Annotated in this window: 16 protein-coding genes; 3 read left to right on the plus strand and 13 right to left on the minus strand. The window is 60.5% G+C overall.

Going from position 1 to position 16,564, the window contains the following annotated elements; all coding sequences use genetic code 11:
• Nucleotides 1-2: 2 nt before the first annotated feature.
• From GA0061102_RS22980 to olsE, 3 genes are all read right to left on the minus strand, one after another.
• Nucleotides 3-1,154, minus strand: a complete 1,152-nt coding sequence (locus GA0061102_RS22980) for a PspA/IM30 family protein (protein ID WP_092853573.1) — start codon at nt 1,152-1,154, stop codon at nt 3-5.
• A 245-nt stretch (nt 1,155-1,399) separates the two neighbouring features.
• Nucleotides 1,400-4,723, minus strand: coding sequence for a thiamine pyrophosphate-dependent enzyme (locus GA0061102_RS22985; protein WP_092853575.1), 3,324 nt, complete (start codon nt 4,721-4,723; stop codon nt 1,400-1,402).
• Nucleotides 4,724-4,949: 226 nt separating this feature from the next.
• Nucleotides 4,950-5,936 carry an ornithine lipid hydroxylase OlsE gene (gene olsE / locus GA0061102_RS22990; protein WP_092853577.1) on the minus strand — a complete coding sequence of 329 codons (987 nt, stop codon included), beginning with the start codon at nt 5,934-5,936 and terminating at the stop codon, nt 4,950-4,952.
• Between the two features lie 130 nt (nt 5,937-6,066).
• Here olsE and aac(6') point away from each other — a divergent pair, with 130 nt between their 5' ends.
• Nucleotides 6,067-6,513 (plus strand): aminoglycoside 6'-N-acetyltransferase, encoded by a 447-nt coding sequence (aac(6'), locus tag GA0061102_RS22995; protein ID WP_167668047.1) that lies wholly within the window; start codon nt 6,067-6,069, stop codon nt 6,511-6,513.
• A gap of 26 nt (nt 6,514-6,539) precedes the next feature.
• Here the strand turns inward: aac(6') and GA0061102_RS23000 are convergent, their stop codons facing one another.
• Nucleotides 6,540-7,202, minus strand: a complete 663-nt coding sequence (locus tag GA0061102_RS23000; RefSeq protein WP_092853578.1) for a GNAT family N-acetyltransferase — start codon at nt 7,200-7,202, stop codon at nt 6,540-6,542.
• 29 nt (nt 7,203-7,231) lie between these two features.
• Nucleotides 7,232-7,915 carry a pyridoxamine 5'-phosphate oxidase family protein gene (locus GA0061102_RS23005; protein ID WP_092853580.1) on the minus strand — a complete coding sequence of 228 codons (684 nt, stop codon included), beginning with the start codon at nt 7,913-7,915 and terminating at the stop codon, nt 7,232-7,234.
• A 94-nt stretch (nt 7,916-8,009) separates the two neighbouring features.
• On the opposite strand from GA0061102_RS23005, the gene pdxR reads away from it, so the two are divergent.
• A complete protein-coding gene (gene pdxR, locus GA0061102_RS23010; protein WP_092853582.1) occupies nt 8,010-9,431 on the plus strand; it encodes a MocR-like pyridoxine biosynthesis transcription factor PdxR in 1,422 nt (473 codons plus the stop codon).
• Here the strand turns inward: pdxR and GA0061102_RS33625 are convergent.
• The 6 genes from GA0061102_RS33625 to GA0061102_RS23035 form a co-directional block, all read right to left on the minus strand.
• Nucleotides 9,421-9,552: a MucR family transcriptional regulator gene (locus GA0061102_RS33625; protein ID WP_245298110.1), complete on the minus strand. Its 132-nt coding sequence runs from the start codon at nt 9,550-9,552 to the stop codon at nt 9,421-9,423. The two genes, pdxR and GA0061102_RS33625, sit on opposite strands and share 11 nt — an antisense overlap.
• 59 nt (nt 9,553-9,611) lie before the next feature.
• The gene (locus GA0061102_RS23015; RefSeq protein ID WP_092853584.1) at nt 9,612-10,193 is read right to left on the minus strand and encodes a histidine phosphatase family protein; all 582 of its coding nucleotides are present in this window, start codon (nt 10,191-10,193) and stop codon (nt 9,612-9,614) included.
• A gap of 69 nt (nt 10,194-10,262) precedes the next feature.
• Nucleotides 10,263-10,469, minus strand: a complete 207-nt coding sequence (locus tag GA0061102_RS23020) for a hypothetical protein (RefSeq protein WP_092853586.1) — start codon at nt 10,467-10,469, stop codon at nt 10,263-10,265.
• Nucleotides 10,466-11,221 (minus strand): COG4280 domain-containing protein, encoded by a 756-nt coding sequence (locus GA0061102_RS23025; RefSeq protein WP_092853589.1) that lies wholly within the window; start codon nt 11,219-11,221, stop codon nt 10,466-10,468. The genes GA0061102_RS23020 and GA0061102_RS23025 overlap by 4 nt, the downstream gene beginning before the upstream one ends.
• 121 nt (nt 11,222-11,342) lie before the next feature.
• Entirely contained in the window at nt 11,343-12,242 is a 900-nt protein-coding gene (locus tag GA0061102_RS23030; RefSeq protein ID WP_092853591.1) for a MurR/RpiR family transcriptional regulator, read from the minus strand.
• A 152-nt stretch (nt 12,243-12,394) separates the two neighbouring features.
• Entirely contained in the window at nt 12,395-13,432 is a 1,038-nt protein-coding gene (locus GA0061102_RS23035) for an LLM class flavin-dependent oxidoreductase (RefSeq protein WP_092853593.1), read from the minus strand.
• A 217-nt stretch (nt 13,433-13,649) separates the two neighbouring features.
• Between GA0061102_RS23035 and GA0061102_RS23040 the strand changes: the two genes are divergently transcribed.
• Nucleotides 13,650-14,027, plus strand: coding sequence for a cupin domain-containing protein (locus GA0061102_RS23040; protein ID WP_092853595.1), 378 nt, complete (start codon nt 13,650-13,652; stop codon nt 14,025-14,027).
• Between the two features lie 59 nt (nt 14,028-14,086).
• Here the strand turns inward: GA0061102_RS23040 and GA0061102_RS23045 are convergent, their stop codons facing one another.
• Both GA0061102_RS23045 and GA0061102_RS23050 read right to left on the minus strand, forming a co-directional pair.
• On the minus strand, nt 14,087-15,748 hold the full coding sequence (locus GA0061102_RS23045; RefSeq protein WP_167668048.1) for a phosphoethanolamine transferase: 1,662 nt from the start codon (nt 15,746-15,748) through the stop codon (nt 14,087-14,089).
• Nucleotides 15,749-16,149: 401 nt separating this feature from the next.
• Nucleotides 16,150-16,527, minus strand: coding sequence for a VOC family protein (locus tag GA0061102_RS23050; protein ID WP_092853597.1), 378 nt, complete (start codon nt 16,525-16,527; stop codon nt 16,150-16,152).
• Nucleotides 16,528-16,564: the final 37 nt, after the last annotated feature.

Raw genomic sequence — 16,564 nt, forward strand, 5'->3', positions numbered from 1 at the left:
GTTTACTGGCCGTTGGCCTTGAAGCGGGCAAGGCGTGCTTCGATAGCCTGCTCCCGGTGCAGGCGGTCGAGCTCGTCGAGCTCGGCACTGGTTGTGGGTTCGCCAGCCGGCACGCCGGTCAGGCGGGAGACCGCGGCTGCTGCGCGTGCAGCGCCGGACGTCGAAGTTGCACGCGGATTTCCGCCTGTTGCTTCCTCTGGCGTGTGGCGGGCAATACTGCGCTTGAAATCGACCAGACGCGCTTCCGCCTCACGGCGGGTGGCAAGCACGGCCTGCAACGCCTTCTGGCCCTCGTCGATCTGCTCGTTCGCATCTGCCAGCGCCTTGTCGAGCGCGGCAATCTGGGCTTCGAGGTCGATCTGGCGGGCGACGCCAGCCTTGGCGAGATCGTCGCGGTCGGTGGAGACGGCAAGCCGGATCTTGTCGTCGAGGGCTGCGAGGTCATCGACGATTTCGTTGCGGCGGCTCTGAATGCGGTATTCCTCTGCACGTGCCTTGCCCAGATCGGCGCGGGCATCGTCTGCGGCTGCATCGATCTCCCGCAAAGCCTGCTCGATGACCGCGATCTTGTTTGTGCCTTCCACCTTGTCGATGGCGGTGTTGGCGAGGCCGGCGATCAGCCGCCCCATGCGGGAAAGAATGCCTTCGTTCGTCATGATGTTTTCCTCCGTTCGGCGGGAGTTGGGCGTTACGCCGATGTGAATCGCGTAGTGGCCGTCATCGGCGATCAAATAGGCGGGAAAGACGCTCTCCCAGCCCTTGAAATAACCGGCCACATCGAAGGGCACGGCGACGCGGCCGCGCACCGTCGAGATTGTCAGGTCTGACGGGCCCTTGATGGCAAAGAGTTTTTCATCGAGAGGCAGGCGGTTGCTGTCTGCCAAATCACCTCTACTGACCGCAAAAACGCGCAGGCCGAGTGTTACGAGGCGTGCGGGCAAGGCGGTGCGTTCGCGGATGGTTTCATAGGCAAGCTCATGAAGCTTAACCAGATTCGCGCCGGCTCTGTCCGGAACGATCTCTGTTAGCAGCGTCATCATCTGCCTGTATGCGGCGAAGGTCTCCTCCATTGCCTGTCGTGCCGTTGCATCGGGGGCAAGTTCGTATCGCAGATGCGTCGCATGCGCTGGAGCAGGTACCTTGGCCATGCACATCAAGTAAAGTACCGCTCAGGTGCTTTTCAAGGGATTGCACAGGCAAAGATGGATGAATTGTAATGAAGCATAGGCCGCATAGGTTGCAAAAACTTGATGCTTCGTGCTGCCTATGCGTGATCGCGACCGAGATCGTCTTCCCGCTTATGTGGGAATCGCCGCTGGATTGCGGCCATATTCGAGCGATGCCGCGCGCCCGGGAGGGGCGCGAAACATCTGTCCGATTAAGGTCGCTGGTCTGTTGGTTATTTCACCGTTCGCACGATCGCTGCGCCGGCGGTCATGCCGCCGCCGAAAGCGACGAGGCCAAGATTGAGCGGCTCGGAGTGTTCTTTGGCGACATGCAGCATGGCGAGCGGGATGCTCGAAGAGCTGGTGTTGCCATAGGTCTCGATGACGCTGAGTGCTGGGCGACCGCTGCGCTTGGCAATGGTGTCGATGATGCGCTGGTTGGCCTGATGCGGCACGAGCAGATCGATATTGGCAAGCTCGATGCCGGCATCGACGCAGGCATTCTCGATCGAGCGGGTCATCGAATGTACCGCTTCGGTGAAGACCGTGCGGCCGTTCATGGCGATGACGCCATCGTCCGGCAGCGGAACGTAGAGCAGATCGCCCGGTTCCGGCCGGCCGCTGACGATCGGGCGGTTCGCGGTAAAGAGCGGGTTGCGCGCCATGTCGCGGCTGGTCACGAGGCTGGCCGTGGCGGCGTCGCCAAAGAGGATTGCCGTGGAGAAATCCTTCATATCGAGCAGCGGCGACAATACTTCCGAGGTGATGATGAGCACCTTGGCGTCGTTCTGCTGCGCGATGAAATCATAGGCCTGCTGCAATGCGTAGAGATAGCCGGAGCAGGCCGCACCCATGTCGTAGGCGGCAAGCGAGGGGCGCACACCATCTTCGGCGACGGCAACCGCGACACGGCTTGCCAGCGACGGTGTGGCGATGTCAGGCGTTCCGGTGGCGGCGATTACCAGATCGATATCGTGGATCGAGATCTGATTCTGCTGTAGCAGGTCGCGCGTGGCTTTCGTGGCAAGGCTCAGCGTGCCTTCGTCGGGGCCGACCCAGAAGCGACTCTTGATGCCGGTTAAGGCGAAGATCTCGTCGGCGCGCCGGCTCGGCCAATGATGGATAATCTCGTCGTTGGTGACGCGGCGGCCACCGGTCGCAAAGCCAATGCCGTGGACGGCGATCTCCGAGAAACTGCCGGAATGGCGGCGCAACGCCGGAATCGTGTGCGACTTCAGGCGGCGCAGCACGAATTTGTTCTGCACTTCCGAAGCAAGAGCGAAATTCCGTTCGCTCGTCTCGCGATTGGCGTCGACGGTCAGAAGCGGGCTGTCGGTGGCGATCTGATCGCCGACCTTGGCGAAGACTTCCTGCACGACACCGCCGATATTGGCGCAGATCTCCACCGAAGCCTTCGTCGCTTCGACGACGGCGACGAGCTGGCCGACCTCGATCGTATCGCCCGGCTTGACCAGCACGTCAGTGACCAGCACGTTTTCATCGGCGGGGCCGGAGCCGATCGCCTTGATGGCTGCGGTCGGGCCGCTGTCGTCCTCTTCGTGCCAGGTGACCTCGCATTCGAGAACTTCGGCCATCAGGTCGACTAGCTTGCTGTAGGACGGCAATGTCTCGAGCTGGTTGCGGAAATTGAAGGGAACGTGTGCATCCGAGCGAGCAAGCCTGCGAACGACAACCGGTACGTCTGTCTTCTCGGTAACAGTGGCGATGATCTCAGCGCCCATGCCGACGGTGCGGTTGTCCTCATGGACGACGATCAGGCGGCGGGTGCGCCTCGCGCTTGCCAGCACTTCCTTTTCGTCCCAGGGCGAAATCGAGCGGAGGTCGATCACTTCGACCGAGAAGCCCTGGGCTTCGAAGGCCTTGGCGGCATTGGCGCATAGCGAGACCGTGTTGCCGTAGCTGACCAGCGTCAGGTCGCGGCCGCGGGTAACGTGGCGCGACAGTCCGGGATGGACGAAATGCTTGTCGAGGTCGGTCGAAGTACGCCCGTCCGAATTGTTAAGCACCGCCTTGGGATACATGAAGACGGTGGGGCGCCGCGATTGGAAGGCGGCATTGAGCAGACCGGCCGCATCGCCGGCGCTGGAGGGCATGACGACGTCGATGCCGGGCGTGTGCGCGAGCATGCTCTCGAAGCTCTGGGCATGGAAGGGACCAAGGCCCGGCTTGTAGCCGCCGCAGCTCACCATAAGGATGACCGGAGCTTCCCAGGCGCCATTGGTGCGCCAGAACATGCTGCCCATCTCCGAAACGATCTGGTTATAGGCGAGAGGGAGGAAATCGGCGAATTGCAGGAAGGCGACCGGCCGCTGGCCGGCGAGCGCACGGCCGACGGCGGTGCCGACGATGGTGGATTCGCTGAGGGCCGCATTGCGCACGCGGTCGGGATATCTGGTGCTGAGGCCGCGGGTGACGCCGAAGACATCGCCCTTCGGGTCTTCGATATCCTGGCCGAACAATACGACCTCGGGATTGGCGGCGAGCTGCCGCTCGAGCACATCGTTCAGCGCCTCGCGCATCGTGAGCGTCGCTTCGCGTTCGTTGCCGCGATATTCCGCCGATTGGCTGAAAGAAGTGGGGTAGGGAGCCTTGGCTTCCGGCTCGACCTTGGGAGCATCCTCCTTGCGCGCAAGGGCGGCCTCGGCCTGCACCTCGGCTGTCAGCTCACGCTCGATTTTCTCAAGCGCAGCGGCGCCGACGCCTGCGTTCTGCAGCATGGCCCGCAAGTTGGGCAGCGGATCGCGCGAGGAACTCGCTTCGATTTCCAGCGTCGTACGATAGGTCTTTTGATCATCGGCATTGGTGTGATCAGACAGGCGCTCGACGTTGAGAAGCACGATGCTTGGCGCGCGGCTGTCGCGGCTGTAGCGAACGGCCTTGCGGAAGGCTTCACGCGAGGCCGTCAGGTCGTCGCCGTCGGTGCGAATAATGTCGACGCCATAGAATGAGGAAGCCGGGCCGTCTGGCAAGTCGAAGAAGGTCTGCTTGCTCGTGCGCGTCGAGATCGAGAAGCTGTTGTCCTCGATGACGAAGACGACGGGATACTGGCCGCGCACGGCTTCGGCGACAGCTTCAACGAACTCGCCCTGCTGTGTCGTACCATCGCCGACGCAGCAGATGGCGATCGGCTTGCCGTGCCGGTGCTTCAGCGCCGCGCCGACGCCGGCTGCGTGCAATGCATTGTTACCGACCGGGCCAACGATCGAAGTGATGTTGAGAGCGCGAGAGGAAAGATGCGCGCTCATCTGCCGGCCGGCGGAATGAGAATTGGCAGTCGCGAGCAGGCTTGAGAAAAATTCGCGGATTGGCATGCCGCGGGCCAGCATCAGGGCCTTGTCGCGATAGTGCAGATGCAGCCAGTCATTATCCTGGAGGAATTCGTTGAGCAGCGCCGTCGACTCATGCCCGGCGCCGGAAACGTGAAAATGTGCTATTCCTTGCTTGATGAATTCTCGTTCAAGCCGGTCTATTTCTCTGGAAATGAAAAATATTCTATGAAGTTGCTTGAGGTATTCTGTGCTGAACCTCCCTTCCATCTCAATGATTTTCCTAATCTTTCATTGCTAATAAATCGCGTGGACCTAGGTAATCCCCTAGGGGGGCTTTTTCAATACACGTTAGATGACAATATCTTCCCGGTTTGAAACGGAATTACGTGCCTTCTCGGGTCGAAGTTTTTCGGAATGTTTCTATCCACAGGGCGTACCTCGATAAACGCATCCGTCGGGGTGCCGGGCGGATAGCGATTTTTCGAAAGCGGTTCTAGCCTGATTTGCGGATGGTGGCGTTGCTGCTCCGCCTTGCCGCCGTGGCCTGTTCTTCCTTAAGGATCAGTTCCTTCGGCTTCTTGCCGATGATCTCCTTGCGGCCCTTCTTCGAGAAGGGCTGGGTGAGCTGGGCGAGGAAGCCTTTGGCGACTTTGCCGGTGATGCCGATATCCGTGGAGGAGGGGCGCGCCGGATTATGGAAGGTGCCGAGCAGCTGATCCCAGATCACGAGATTTTCGCCATAATTGGTGTTGCCCTCGGCAAGCACCTTGGAATGATGCCAGCGATGCAGCCGCGGCGTCGAGAAGATCCAGTCGAGCGGCCCGGTGCGCATGTCGACATTGCAGTGCGTGAGCAGACCGATGAAGGCCGTCACCGCACCGATCCAGAGGAAGACGGGCAGCGGGGCGCCGAGCAGATAGAGCGGGATTTGGCCGAGCGCGATCTTGAACAGCGTATCGATGACATGGAAACGGCCGGTATTGATGACCCATAGGCGTTCGACGCTGTGATGCAGCGCATGGAAGCGCCATAGCGACAGATGCTCATGGGCGAGGCGATGCGCCATGTAGAGGCCGAATTCGGCGATGATGAGGCCGAGCGCCACCTGGAAGATCATCGGCCACTGGTCCGGCCAGAAGCGAGAATGGTAGCTCAGCATCGGCTGCGCCACCGTCGCCACTGCCATGGGAAAGGACGTGCCGATGGCGGCGGCGATCTGTACGCCCCCCTTGGTCAGCAGCGTATGGGCGACATCGTTGAATGTCTCGCCATCGCGCTTCAGCCAGGTTTTCTCATAGGGCATTAGCCGCTCGAAGAGCGCGATCACCGCTACCGTCGAGAGATAGACGACATTGAACCAGAGGAGGTGCATGTTCGATTCGAAGGCGAAATAGGCGCCGGTCAATCCAGCGCAGAAGATTGCCGGCCACAACAGGGCTGAAACAGCAGCGTAAAGACGCGAACTGCTTTGAAATGTCATGCCATCATCCTCAGATACTGACCATCGAATAATTTTCGCGTGAGCAAGCGCGATATGTAGCGTGATGATTGTGGAGTCGAAAGTGAAATTTTTCCACCCTCACTGACGGCCGGCAAAACCTTGGGAAGGTATGGGCGTGCGGATAGAGAAAGCTGGATCCGAATATTGGGATGCGTGGGCGCGGTTGCGCGCTGAGCTTTGGCCCGATGGTTCGGTCGAGCATCACCGTTCCGAGCTTGAACGGCTTGGTTCCGCTGAGGGCAGTATTGGGTTCGTGGCGATCGATGCGGCAGACCATGCTATTGGTTTTGCTGAAGCGGCATTGCGGCACGATTACGTCAATGGCTGCGAAACCTCGCCTGTCCTATTTCTCGAGGGTATTTATGTTCGCAGAGAAAGTCGCGGGCAGGGCGCGGCACAGGCGTTATGCGAGGCCGTTGCCGTATGGGGACGGGCCGCCGGATGCACGGAATTTGCGTCCGATGCTTTGATCGACAATCTTGAGAGCCACACTTTCCACGTAGCGCTCGGCTTCGTCGAAACCGAGCGCGTCGTTTATTTTCGCAAGTCTCTGTAGCAAAAATTGCAGTCGAAAGGGCTGGTCTATCCAAACGTCAGCTTGGTCTTCTGTTGCCCGGCTTCGTCAAAATTCTCAGGGCTCAGCCAGCGCTCATAACCGGCTTTCAGCTTGGGCCAGTCGGCATCGATCATCGCAAACCAGGCGGTGTCGCGGTTTCGGCCCTTGGCGACCATGTGCTGGCGGAAAATGCCTTCGAAGGTGAAACCGAAGCGCTCGGCTGCACGCTTGGAGGGTTCGTTGAGATTGTGGCACTTCCATTCGAAGCGACGGTATCCGAGCGTGTCGAAGACGTAGGATGCAAACAGATAGAGCGTCTCGGTCGTTACCCGGCTGCGGGCGATCGCCGGCCCCCAGAGGATGCTGCCGATCTCGATGACGCCATGCGTGTTGTCGATGCGCATCAATGCCTGACGGCCTTCGACGCGACCGGTTCGCTTGTCGATCGTTGCGAAGAACAGGGGATCGGTGCTGGAGGATGCTTTCTCGAGCCAGGGAGAAAACGCGGCGTAGTCGGCGGGGGCGTCTTCGAAGAGATAGCGGAAACGATTGTCGGCGCCGGGAGCCTGGGCTGAGGCAAACAGCTCGGCGCCATGGCGCGCAGGATCGAGTGGCTCAATCCGGGCATAGCGACCGTCAAGGATGGTTCGTTCGGGGCGAGGCACGCCACTCCAGTTGGCAAGATCCATATCAACGTCCTTTGGTCTTCGAATGCAGATCAGCGAATTCGGCCTGATGCTATCAGGTCCGCGAGCGCTTGCGGTAGCTCAATATTGTCGGGCATGCCGGGTGCGGTTTCCGCCGATGCCAGATGGCTCCTTATCGGCAGGACACCGGCCCAGACCGGGTAATCCGCCTCATCGATATCGCCCGGCGGGGCGTTGCGGACCTTGGCCGTGGCCTCGTCGATTTCCATTCGCAGGACGGATGTCGCCTTCACCTCTTGCGCGGTCATTGGCCGCAGGTTGTCCCAGCGTCCGGGAAACAGATCTTCGATGAGTTGGCGCAAGGCATGGTTCTTTTCGTCGGGATCATCGACTAGGCGCGCCGTGCCGAAGACCATGGCCGAGCGATAGTTGACCGAATGATTGAAGGCGGAACGGGCAAGCACGTAGCCGTCCATGATGCTGCAGGTCAGGCAGACCGGCATGTCCTCGGCAGCGCGCAGGAAGCGACTGGCGGACGAGCCGTGCCAGTAAACATACTCGCCTTCGCGCCAGTGCAGCGTGGGCGTCACATAGGGCGCGCCGTTGATGACATAGCCGACATGACAGAGGGGGGAGGCATCTAGAATCGCGTGAACGTCCGCGCGGCCATGAGTGCCGCGTTTCGGGCTGCGCCGCACGCGGCTGCGCTCGGTGGTGGGGTAATCCTCTGTTGGTGGCGGGTATTGGTCGGCCATGTCGTCCTCATCGATTGATCGTTGATCTCTGCCAACAAAGAGGTAGGTTATAAACAGCCAGTTTTTTGATTTTGAGCAGACCAGTTGGAGTCTCATGACATCCGTAGCGCAATGGCCGGCACTTGACCGGGTTTCGGGCGATCTGGAAGGCCAAGTTTACCGTGTCATGCGTGACCGTATCCTGCACGGGCAGATGCCGGCAGGCCAACGCGTACCTTCGACGCGCGGATTAGCCATATCGCTCGGCGTTGCGCGCTCGACCGTCGTCAATGCCTATGATCGCCTGAAGGCGGAGGGCTATCTGCAATCGACCACGGGTGCGGCAACCCGGGTCGCGGCTTTCTCATCGCCGTTGCTGGGGCAATCCGAGACGCTGAAACCCAACCTGCCCCAGGCAATTGAGTTCGCAAGCGGCGGTTTGTTCGAGCCCGGCGTTCCCGATGTGGCCGCTTTCCCTCATGCCGCCTGGGCGCGATGCCTGGGCGCTCGCGCTCGTTCGCTTCGGGTGCATGATCTCGGTTATTCCGCCCACGGCGGCATTCGCGAATTGCGGGAAGCGATCCTCGATCATATCGCGGCGACCCGCGGCGTGATCGCCCGGCCTGAACAGGTGCTGATCGTTCCATCGACGGGTGCTGCGATCAATCTGCTCGCCAGCGTCCTGCTCTGGGCAGACCATCCAAATGATGGCGTCATCTGGATCGAGGATCCGGGCTATGCCACTGCACACGCATTGTTCCGCATGGCCGGCGCCACGCTTGTGCCGGTGCCGTGCGATGCGGAGGGGATCGATATTTCGCGCGCAGCGGGGCCGCCGCCCCGGCTGATCTACGTCACCCCCTCGCATCAATACCCGACTGGTGCGACCATGAGCCTGTCGCGGCGCCTTGCGTTGCTCGAATTTGCCCGCACCAAGGGCGCCATCGTGCTTGAGGACGATTACGACAGCGAATTCCAATATGCCTCCCGTCCGATTGCCGCGCTGCAGGGGATCGATCGTGGCGAGGTGGTGGCTTATCTCGGGACGTTCTCGAAAACCCTCGCACCCGGTCTGCGGATCGCCTATGCCGTGGTGCCTTCCAGGCTGGTCGCCTCCGTCGAGAAAGCACAGCGGCTGCGAGGGGTGATCGTGCCGGTCCATATCCAGGCCGCTCTGGCCGATTTCATCCGGGAAGGCCGGTTTCGTGCGCATCTGCGTCGGATGAATGGCGTCTATGCTGAGCGTATGGCGGCGGTCGTTTCCGCTCTCAATCGTCATTGCGGTGCGTGGCTTCGGGTCGGCGAGGGCGGGGGCGGGCTGCAGCTGGCAGGCTGGTTCCGCGACGAGGAGGTCGATGACGTTGCCGGCATGCGTGCCGTTAACGCTCACGGCTTCGCCTTGCGCGCGATGTCGTTGCTGCATCTCGGTCCGGCTCGACCGGGGCTGCTGTTCGGTATCGCTCGCATGGAAGCTCAGGCGGCGGATGCTGCGGCGGCGAGAATTGCAAGAGTGCTTGCGGTATCCATCAGCTGCTGACGAACATCGCCCTATATTCGCGCGGCGTCATGCCTTTCAGCACCTTGAACTGCCTGTTGAAGTTGGCAAGCGAGACCTCAAGGCGTGGAAAGTGGTTGGAAGCTGGCTTCTTGAAAAACATCGGGCGGCCTGTGGCCGCCCGAAACGCTCATGGAAATGCTGCGGATCGCTGAGCGTCTGTCAGACCTGGTTCCACCGACGGATCACCGGTTCGGTCAAGTCATGTTCGTAGCCGAGGACACTGATGCTCGTGGTATCGAGGACCAGATGCGCGCCGCCTTCCGCCGGCAAGCCAACCCAGCGGGCGGCGAAGACACGCAGGAAATGGGCGCTGGAGAAGATCAGGACGGAGCCGTCGATGCCGCGAAGTTCGCCGATGATCCGGTCGGCGCGGGCGCCGACATCGGCGGCCGTCTCGCCATTCGGGCAGCCGTCGCGAAAGACCTGCCAACCCGGGCGCTCGGCGAGGATCGCCTTGGTGGTGATGCCCTCATAGGCGCCATAATCCCATTCCGCTAGATCCTCCTTGACGACGCGCCGATTGCCGAAGCCGGCCAGCGCGCAGGTGTTTTGCGCACGCTGCGACGGGCTCGACCAGACGGCGGCGAAATCGATGGCCGGCAGACGTCCGGCGACCTTGCGGGCAGCCTCCTCGCCGGCAGCGGTCAAGGGAATATCGGTGCGGCCGGTATGCCTGCCGGAAAGGCTCCACTCCGTCTGTCCGTGCCGTACGAGATAGACTTCGGGATAAGCGCTGCTCATGTGACCGTTTCTCCATTTCGCCGACACTGCCGAATTCTTCGCATCCGTGACGAGTTCTGTCGAGGGGCGTCATCGCCTCACGGCGCGGCGGACACTGTAGAGCAGGATGGCGAGGCAGCCGATCAGCAAGAGAAGCCCGCCTGCAAGCGGCGGCATGGCGAGAAACTCCACCGCGCCGGCAATGACGAGGATGAGGATGAGGCAGAGCGTTGCGAGGCTGCCGTCATCGATAAACATGCCGATAAGCTCGGACAGGGCGATGCGGAGGACGTTCATTGGGCTGCCTTTGCTGTTGGGTTGCCGCTGGAGCCGCGCATGCCGCGGATGATGGCGTAGGACGCGAGAGAGACGATCGCGAAGATGGCAATCAGCGCGAGATCCGCTCCCGGCCAATGTGCGCCGATGCCCTCACCGGTCCAGAAGATGCCGAAGCTGGTGAGCATCAGGCCGACGACGAATTTGAGGGTATTTTCCGGCACGGTGGCAAGCGGACGATGGACCAGAAGCCCGATCAGCATGACGAGCACGAAGGCGGCAAGCGCGCCGAAACCGGCATAGAGCGTCAGGCCGTGCGCGCCACCGACTGCGATGACGATGAAGACCACTTCGACACCTTCGAGCAGCACCGCCTTGAAGGCGGCGAGGCCGGCGAGATAATCGGCACGGCGATCCGTGGATTGCGCCTGCAACGCCGCCGTCTCCTTCGAGAAGGCCGCGTCCTCGTCATGGAGGGCGATGACGCCGAGCGAGCGGAGAATGGCTTTGCGCAGCCAGCGCATGCCGAAGAGGATCAGCAGAACGCCAACGACGAATTGCAGTATTTCGATCGGTATCAGCGCGAGCAGCGGTCCGAAGATGAGGACGAGCGCCGCCAGCACGGCGAGGGCAAGCGCTGCGCCTGTTAGCGCCGGGCGCCAGCTGCGCGTGACGCCGACGGCAAGGACGATGGTGAAGGCCTCGACGACCTCGACGAACGAGCCGAGAAAGGACGCCGTCACAGTGGACAGAATAGGTGTGAGGTTGTTCATGAACTGATTCCCGAATGACGGTTAGGGCTTTGAATCGGCATGATATTTTGCGGATGATTTTCTTGATGTGCCGGATGAGCTTGCAAGGACAGCATTCCTGTCCGGCGACTGTCGTTGCCGCTCACTTGCGCTTCCTCGTGCCGCGCTTGTTCCATGACTTATCGATGGTGCCGCGAAGTTGGCTGAGTTGGTCAAGGCTGTCGATGGCGACGTCTCTACCCTTTGCCGCAAGCGCAACGACCAGCGCTTCGATCAGCACCATTGTGCCGCCATGCATGGCGAGGTGGCCGGCATTGCCGCGCGGAACGGGTAGGACCTCAGCCACCCTGTCGGCAACTAGCAGGCCAAGGTCGTCGCTGATCAGGATAACGGGCACGCCGCGGCGACCTGCATGCTCGAGCAGCACCTCGACTTCACGGTAGAGCGGCGCATAGGCGATCATCAGCACCACATCACCGGCACCGATCCAGAGCAGGCGATCGGCGAGCGCGATGCCCGAGGCAGAGAGCGCGTTTGTCGGCAGACCGATGCGGTTGAACTGCAGGCTAGCATAATCAGCCATGGCGCCCGATGGCCCAATGCCGAAGACATGGCGCCGGGCCGCACCCGCCAGAATATCGACGCAGCGCTCGAAGCTTGCTGCAAATTCCTCATGTCGCAGGACGCCCAATGCCTGCTCATGCATGTCGATGACATGGCGAAGTGCATTGCCTGCCTGGCTGCCCGTTTCAGCCAACGTGCGCTCCATCCTTGCTCCGGGTGAGGGCGTTCCAGTCAGTTCCGCAAGCAAGGCGGCCCGCAATGTCGACAGGCTTTCGAAGCCGAGGGCGCGTGCGGTGCGCACCACCGTTGCATCGCTGGTACCGGCGATTTGCGCGATTTGCGCAGCCGAATTCAGCAAGACGGACTGTTTCTGATTGACAATGAAACGGGCGATGCGTTGCTCCGCCGGCGCGAGCGTTTCGAGGACGCCGAAAACACGGTCGTCGAAAGTGTGAGGCTTTTGCGTCTTTTCTTTCATCGGATATTTTTATGCCGTAGTGATTGCTACAGTTTTATTATCCGTAGCATTTACTTCAGGAAAATGACAACAAAAAAAGCAACGGGCGTCTCGCTGTGAAACGAAGCGCCCGTTGATCCGATGAAGAGGCGAGGAGGGATATCCGGCCGGGATTATGCCGCTAGTGCAGCGCGCACCGCCGGGATCACCTTCTGGCCATAGAGTTCGATACAGCGCAACATCTTGTCATGGCCGAGCGCACCGGCGCTGTACTTCAGCTGGAAGCGATCGATGCCGAGCGTCTTGATGACCGGGGCGAGCTTGGCGGCGACCGTTTCAGGGGAGCCGACATAGAGTGAACCCTTTTCGATCTCGTTGTCGAATTCCGCGCGCGTCATGGGCGGCCAGCCACGCTCGCGGCCGATGCGGTCGCGCATTGCCTTGAAGCAGGGCCACAGCTCCTCGCGCGCCTGTTCGTCCGTTTCGGCGATGTAGCCGGGCGAGTGGATGCCGATCGGCCGTACGGGCTTGCCGAGCTGCTCGAAGGCGCGGTGATAGAGGTCGACATAAGGCTGGAAGCGGTAGGGGCTGCCGCCGATGATCGCCAGCATCAGCGGGAGATCGTAATGAGCGGCGCGCACGACCGATTCCGGGCTGCCGCCGACGCCAATCCAGGTCTTCAGCTGGCCGCTCTCGATGGTCGGGAAGACCTTCTGATTGCGCAGCGGGGGGCGGATGCTGCCCTGCCAGTTCACCGGCTCGTTCTTGAGCAGGGCTGCGAACAGATCGAGCTTTTCCTCGAAGAGCTGCTCGTACTGCGACAGCTCGAAACCGAACAGCGGAAAGGACTCCGTAAACGAGCCGCGGCCGAGAATGACTTCGGCGCGGCCGTTCGAAACGGCGTTGAGGCTCGAGAAGCGCTGGAAGACGCGGATAGGGTCATCCGAGCTCAGCACTGTCACGGCCGATCCAAGATGGATTTTCGATGTGCGGCTGGCGATTGCGGCGAGGATCGTCTCGGGGGAGGAGACCGCAAAGTCCTCGCGGTGGTGCTCGCCGATGCCGAAGAAGTCTATTCCTAGCTGATCGGCAAGGACGCCTTCCTCGACGACATTGCGGAGGACCTGCGCATGCGGAAGCGGCGTGCCCGTGCCGTCAAAGGTGACGTCGCCGAACGTATCGAGTCCGAATTCGACATTGTTTGTCGTCATGATTTTTCCTGTCATGTGTCGAAATGATGATGTTGAGACAGCATGTAGTGTCGCTCCCGGTCGCCAACTACCCGGAAAGTTTCGGCTGAAACCTTCGAAGAATTCGATATGCCGATGGCAACCGGCCGATATTCGGCGGCGCCGGCGTTGCGCTTGGCGACGCGCCCGCCAATATTAGCTTCGACATCAGCCCAGTTGGATCAAAGCGAGGAAACACATGGTCGCACTGAAAAAAGTCAATCTTGCCAAAGCCTTTGCAGCCTTCGATGAGACTTGGAGTCCGCGCGTCGGTGGCGATATCAACGATTTTCAGATCAAGCTCGTCAAGCTGGATGGTGCCTTCCACTGGCACCATCATGAGGCAGAGGATGAGCTGTTCCTCGTCGTCAAGGGCACGCTGCGTATGAAGCTGCGCGAGGAAAACGGCGGCGATGTCGTCCTTGGTCCGGGCGAATACATCATCGTTCCGCATGGGGTGGAACATTGCCCGGTCGCCGAGCCGACGTGTGAAGTCGTGCTTTTCGAACGTAATACGACGCTGAATACCGGCAATGTCGAAAACGAGCGGACGATCCGCGAGCCCAAGCGGCTTTGAACAAACTTGTGAGACCGGCGGCTGCAGAGCGGCGGCCGCCGATTGTCACAGGTCTTTCCTCAGTTCAGCGCCAGCTTGTTAGATGGCGTGCGGCAGGCGGCGAACAGGTCCAGGGCCGGATCATAGACTTTCGTCGATATGTCCATCATTCCCAGGACGCTGTGGAAGATATTGTCGTGCGAATGTGTGCCTTGAGCGGCGCGCTTCGACATGCAGGCCATATCGTAGCCTGCGACCTTCGCCAGATCGTCGGCCATCCAGACCAGCATCGGCACCTGCGTCTGCTGTACCGGAGCGATGATATAGGGCGCGCCGTGCAGGTAGATGCCGTTTTCGCCAAGCGACTCACCGTGATCCGAGAAGTACAGCACTGCGCCGGATACCGAGTTCGAGCGCTGCCTCAGCTTGTCGATGACCATAGAGACGATGTGATCGGTGTAAAGGATTGTATTGTCATAGGCATTGGTGATTTCTTCCCGTGAGCAAGAGCTGAAATCATTGGAGCGGCAATCGGGGCGGAAGCGGCGGAACTCCTCCGGATAGCGCTGGTAGTAGGCAGGGCCGTGACTGCCCAGCTGATGCAGCACCAGGACGCTGTCCCCCTTTACTTTGTCCAGCCAGCCGTCGACCTTGTCGACGAGGATTTCGTCCCTGCATTCGCCGTCTTTGCAGAAGCGCGGATCATTCGAGGGCGGCAAATAAGCGTATGGAATGCGGTCCGCCACGTCGTAGCTGCCGGTGTCGTTGTCCAGCCAGGTCACGTCTACCTTCGCATGGGTCAGCACGTCGAGCAGGTTTTCGGTCTCCAGCCCCTTGCGATGGCTGTATTGCTCGCGCGTGTAGACGGAGAACAGGCAGGGGATCGACGTTGCCGTTGCCGTCCCACAGCTGCTGGTGTTCGGGAAGTAGACGACATTGCGCTTTGCCAGTTCCGGGTTCGTCGGCTTGTCGTAACCGCCGAGCGAAAAATTCTGGGCGCGCGCGGTCTCGCCCGCCACGATGATCGTGACGCGCGGCTTGCCGTTGTCGACAATGCCCACTCTGCGGGCGTCCGTGCCCAATGGGGTTGCAACAACATTGGCATCTCTGGCGGAGTCGATGACATAACGTACCGCATTGGCGACCGGCATTACGGGGTTAAGGGTGTCCATAAGGTCGCGATGAGCGCGCCCGATACCGGCATAGGTTTTGTAGAAACTAGTTCCGGCGGCGACGAAGACCGCGGAGCAGGCAAGGATGACGACGGTGTTGTGAGCGAGCTTCTTGAGGATGGGGCGATGGATGACACGCACCCAGATGATCAGTAGGGAGGGCAGAATGCCGGTCAGCACGACATATGTTGCAAAGCGTGCCGTGATCAGGTGCCCGGCTTCAGCCCCTGTCGAGACCGCGGCGTTGCGGATCATTTCCTTGTCGATGATGACGCCGAATTGATCGTTGAACCAGGACGATACCGATGCCACCAGGACGAAGAAGATCAGGACGGGTTTCGTGACGTATTTGGCGGAAAAGAAGGTGAAGAGCGCCATGATGCCGACGGAGATGCCGGCTGCAAAGGCGAAATAGGCGGCGGGCTCGGCAGTGAAATAGCCATAGGACTTGGTCCAGAACATCCGGTTTGTCACAAGAAGCACATAAAACGTGGCTAGGAGGCATAGCGTGACACTGCCGATGGCTGGCTTGACGAGGCGCCAGCCAGGTGAGGTATTGTCGTCGTTCAAACGTTTTCTCCGATGCAGTGCTATCGGCGGAGCCGGAAGACCCTTATCGCAGGGCGTGGCTTTGAGCGCCAAAGCTGGTGACCTTGGCTGTCATTCCTGACATTTACCTGAATGATTGATGATCGAACGTGGGCTTCGGCTGCGAAACCGCTAGCGATAAATGCCAGACCAGAGCTGCATCCGAGAGATAGGCGGCGCCGGCCATTCTTCGAAGAAATCCAAAAACAGGTGGCAGCCGATATCCTGCACAAACATCAGATTGGCACGATCCGACTGCGTCCACGGCGAAAGTCGGACAGGCGCCTGAAAGATCAACTATCCAAGGAAACTAACGGGTTAATCTCGGGCCTTCGAGCGTTGACCGACGATTTGGCTACGGGTCGATAGCGCCGGACTTGCGCCTATTCGCCGGTTTTGAAATAGGCTTCCAGTCGGTAGCCATCGGGATCGATGACGAATGCCGCGTAATAGAACTGGCTGTAGTCCGGCCTGATGCCCGGCTTGCCGTTGTCCTCGCCGCCATTGGCAATGCCGGCGGCGTAGAATGCGTCGACGGCTTCCTGGCTGGGGGCGACGAAGCAGAAGTGCAGGCCGGAGCTACGATCGGCGGGCACGGGGTGTTCCACTTCGCTGACCCAGAATTGAGGGCGCTCCGCGCCATATCCGATCGTGCCATCGAAGTTGCTCAGGCGTTCATAACCGAGCGGCAAAAGTGCTGCGTCGTAAAACGTCTGCGCCCGCGCCAGATCTTTGACGCCGATCGAGATGTGGTCGAACATGAAAACAAGCTCCCGCCGAGTTGTCTGCAGAGCTTTG

Origin of the sequence: Martinezella miluonensis, from assembly GCF_900094545.1 — a bacterium.
In the GTDB taxonomy this organism is placed as follows: domain Bacteria; phylum Pseudomonadota; class Alphaproteobacteria; order Rhizobiales; family Rhizobiaceae; genus Rhizobium; species Rhizobium miluonense.

Excerpts from the sequence above, each read along its gene's own strand:
- GA0061102_RS22980 (WP_092853573.1), bottom strand. The coding sequence starts at position 1,154 with ATGTGCATGGCCAAGGTACCTGCTCCAGCGCATGCGACGCATCTGCGA.
- GA0061102_RS22985 (WP_092853575.1), bottom strand. The coding sequence starts at position 4,723 with ATGGAAGGGAGGTTCAGCACAGAATACCTCAAGCAACTTCATAGAATA.
- olsE (WP_092853577.1), bottom strand. The coding sequence starts at position 5,936 with ATGACATTTCAAAGCAGTTCGCGTCTTTACGCTGCTGTTTCAGCCCTG.
- GA0061102_RS23000 (WP_092853578.1), bottom strand. The coding sequence starts at position 7,202 with ATGGATCTTGCCAACTGGAGTGGCGTGCCTCGCCCCGAACGAACCATC.
- GA0061102_RS23005 (WP_092853580.1), bottom strand. The coding sequence starts at position 7,915 with ATGGCCGACCAATACCCGCCACCAACAGAGGATTACCCCACCACCGAG.
- pdxR (WP_092853582.1), top strand. The coding sequence starts at position 8,010 with ATGACATCCGTAGCGCAATGGCCGGCACTTGACCGGGTTTCGGGCGAT.
- GA0061102_RS33625 (WP_245298110.1), bottom strand. The coding sequence starts at position 9,552 with ATGTTTTTCAAGAAGCCAGCTTCCAACCACTTTCCACGCCTTGAGGTC.
- GA0061102_RS23015 (WP_092853584.1), bottom strand. The coding sequence starts at position 10,193 with ATGAGCAGCGCTTATCCCGAAGTCTATCTCGTACGGCACGGACAGACG.
- GA0061102_RS23020 (WP_092853586.1), bottom strand. The coding sequence starts at position 10,469 with ATGAACGTCCTCCGCATCGCCCTGTCCGAGCTTATCGGCATGTTTATC.
- GA0061102_RS23025 (WP_092853589.1), bottom strand. The coding sequence starts at position 11,221 with ATGAACAACCTCACACCTATTCTGTCCACTGTGACGGCGTCCTTTCTC.
- GA0061102_RS23030 (WP_092853591.1), bottom strand. The coding sequence starts at position 12,242 with ATGAAAGAAAAGACGCAAAAGCCTCACACTTTCGACGACCGTGTTTTC.
- GA0061102_RS23035 (WP_092853593.1), bottom strand. The coding sequence starts at position 13,432 with ATGACGACAAACAATGTCGAATTCGGACTCGATACGTTCGGCGACGTC.
- GA0061102_RS23040 (WP_092853595.1), top strand. The coding sequence starts at position 13,650 with ATGGTCGCACTGAAAAAAGTCAATCTTGCCAAAGCCTTTGCAGCCTTC.
- GA0061102_RS23050 (WP_092853597.1), bottom strand. The coding sequence starts at position 16,527 with ATGTTCGACCACATCTCGATCGGCGTCAAAGATCTGGCGCGGGCGCAG.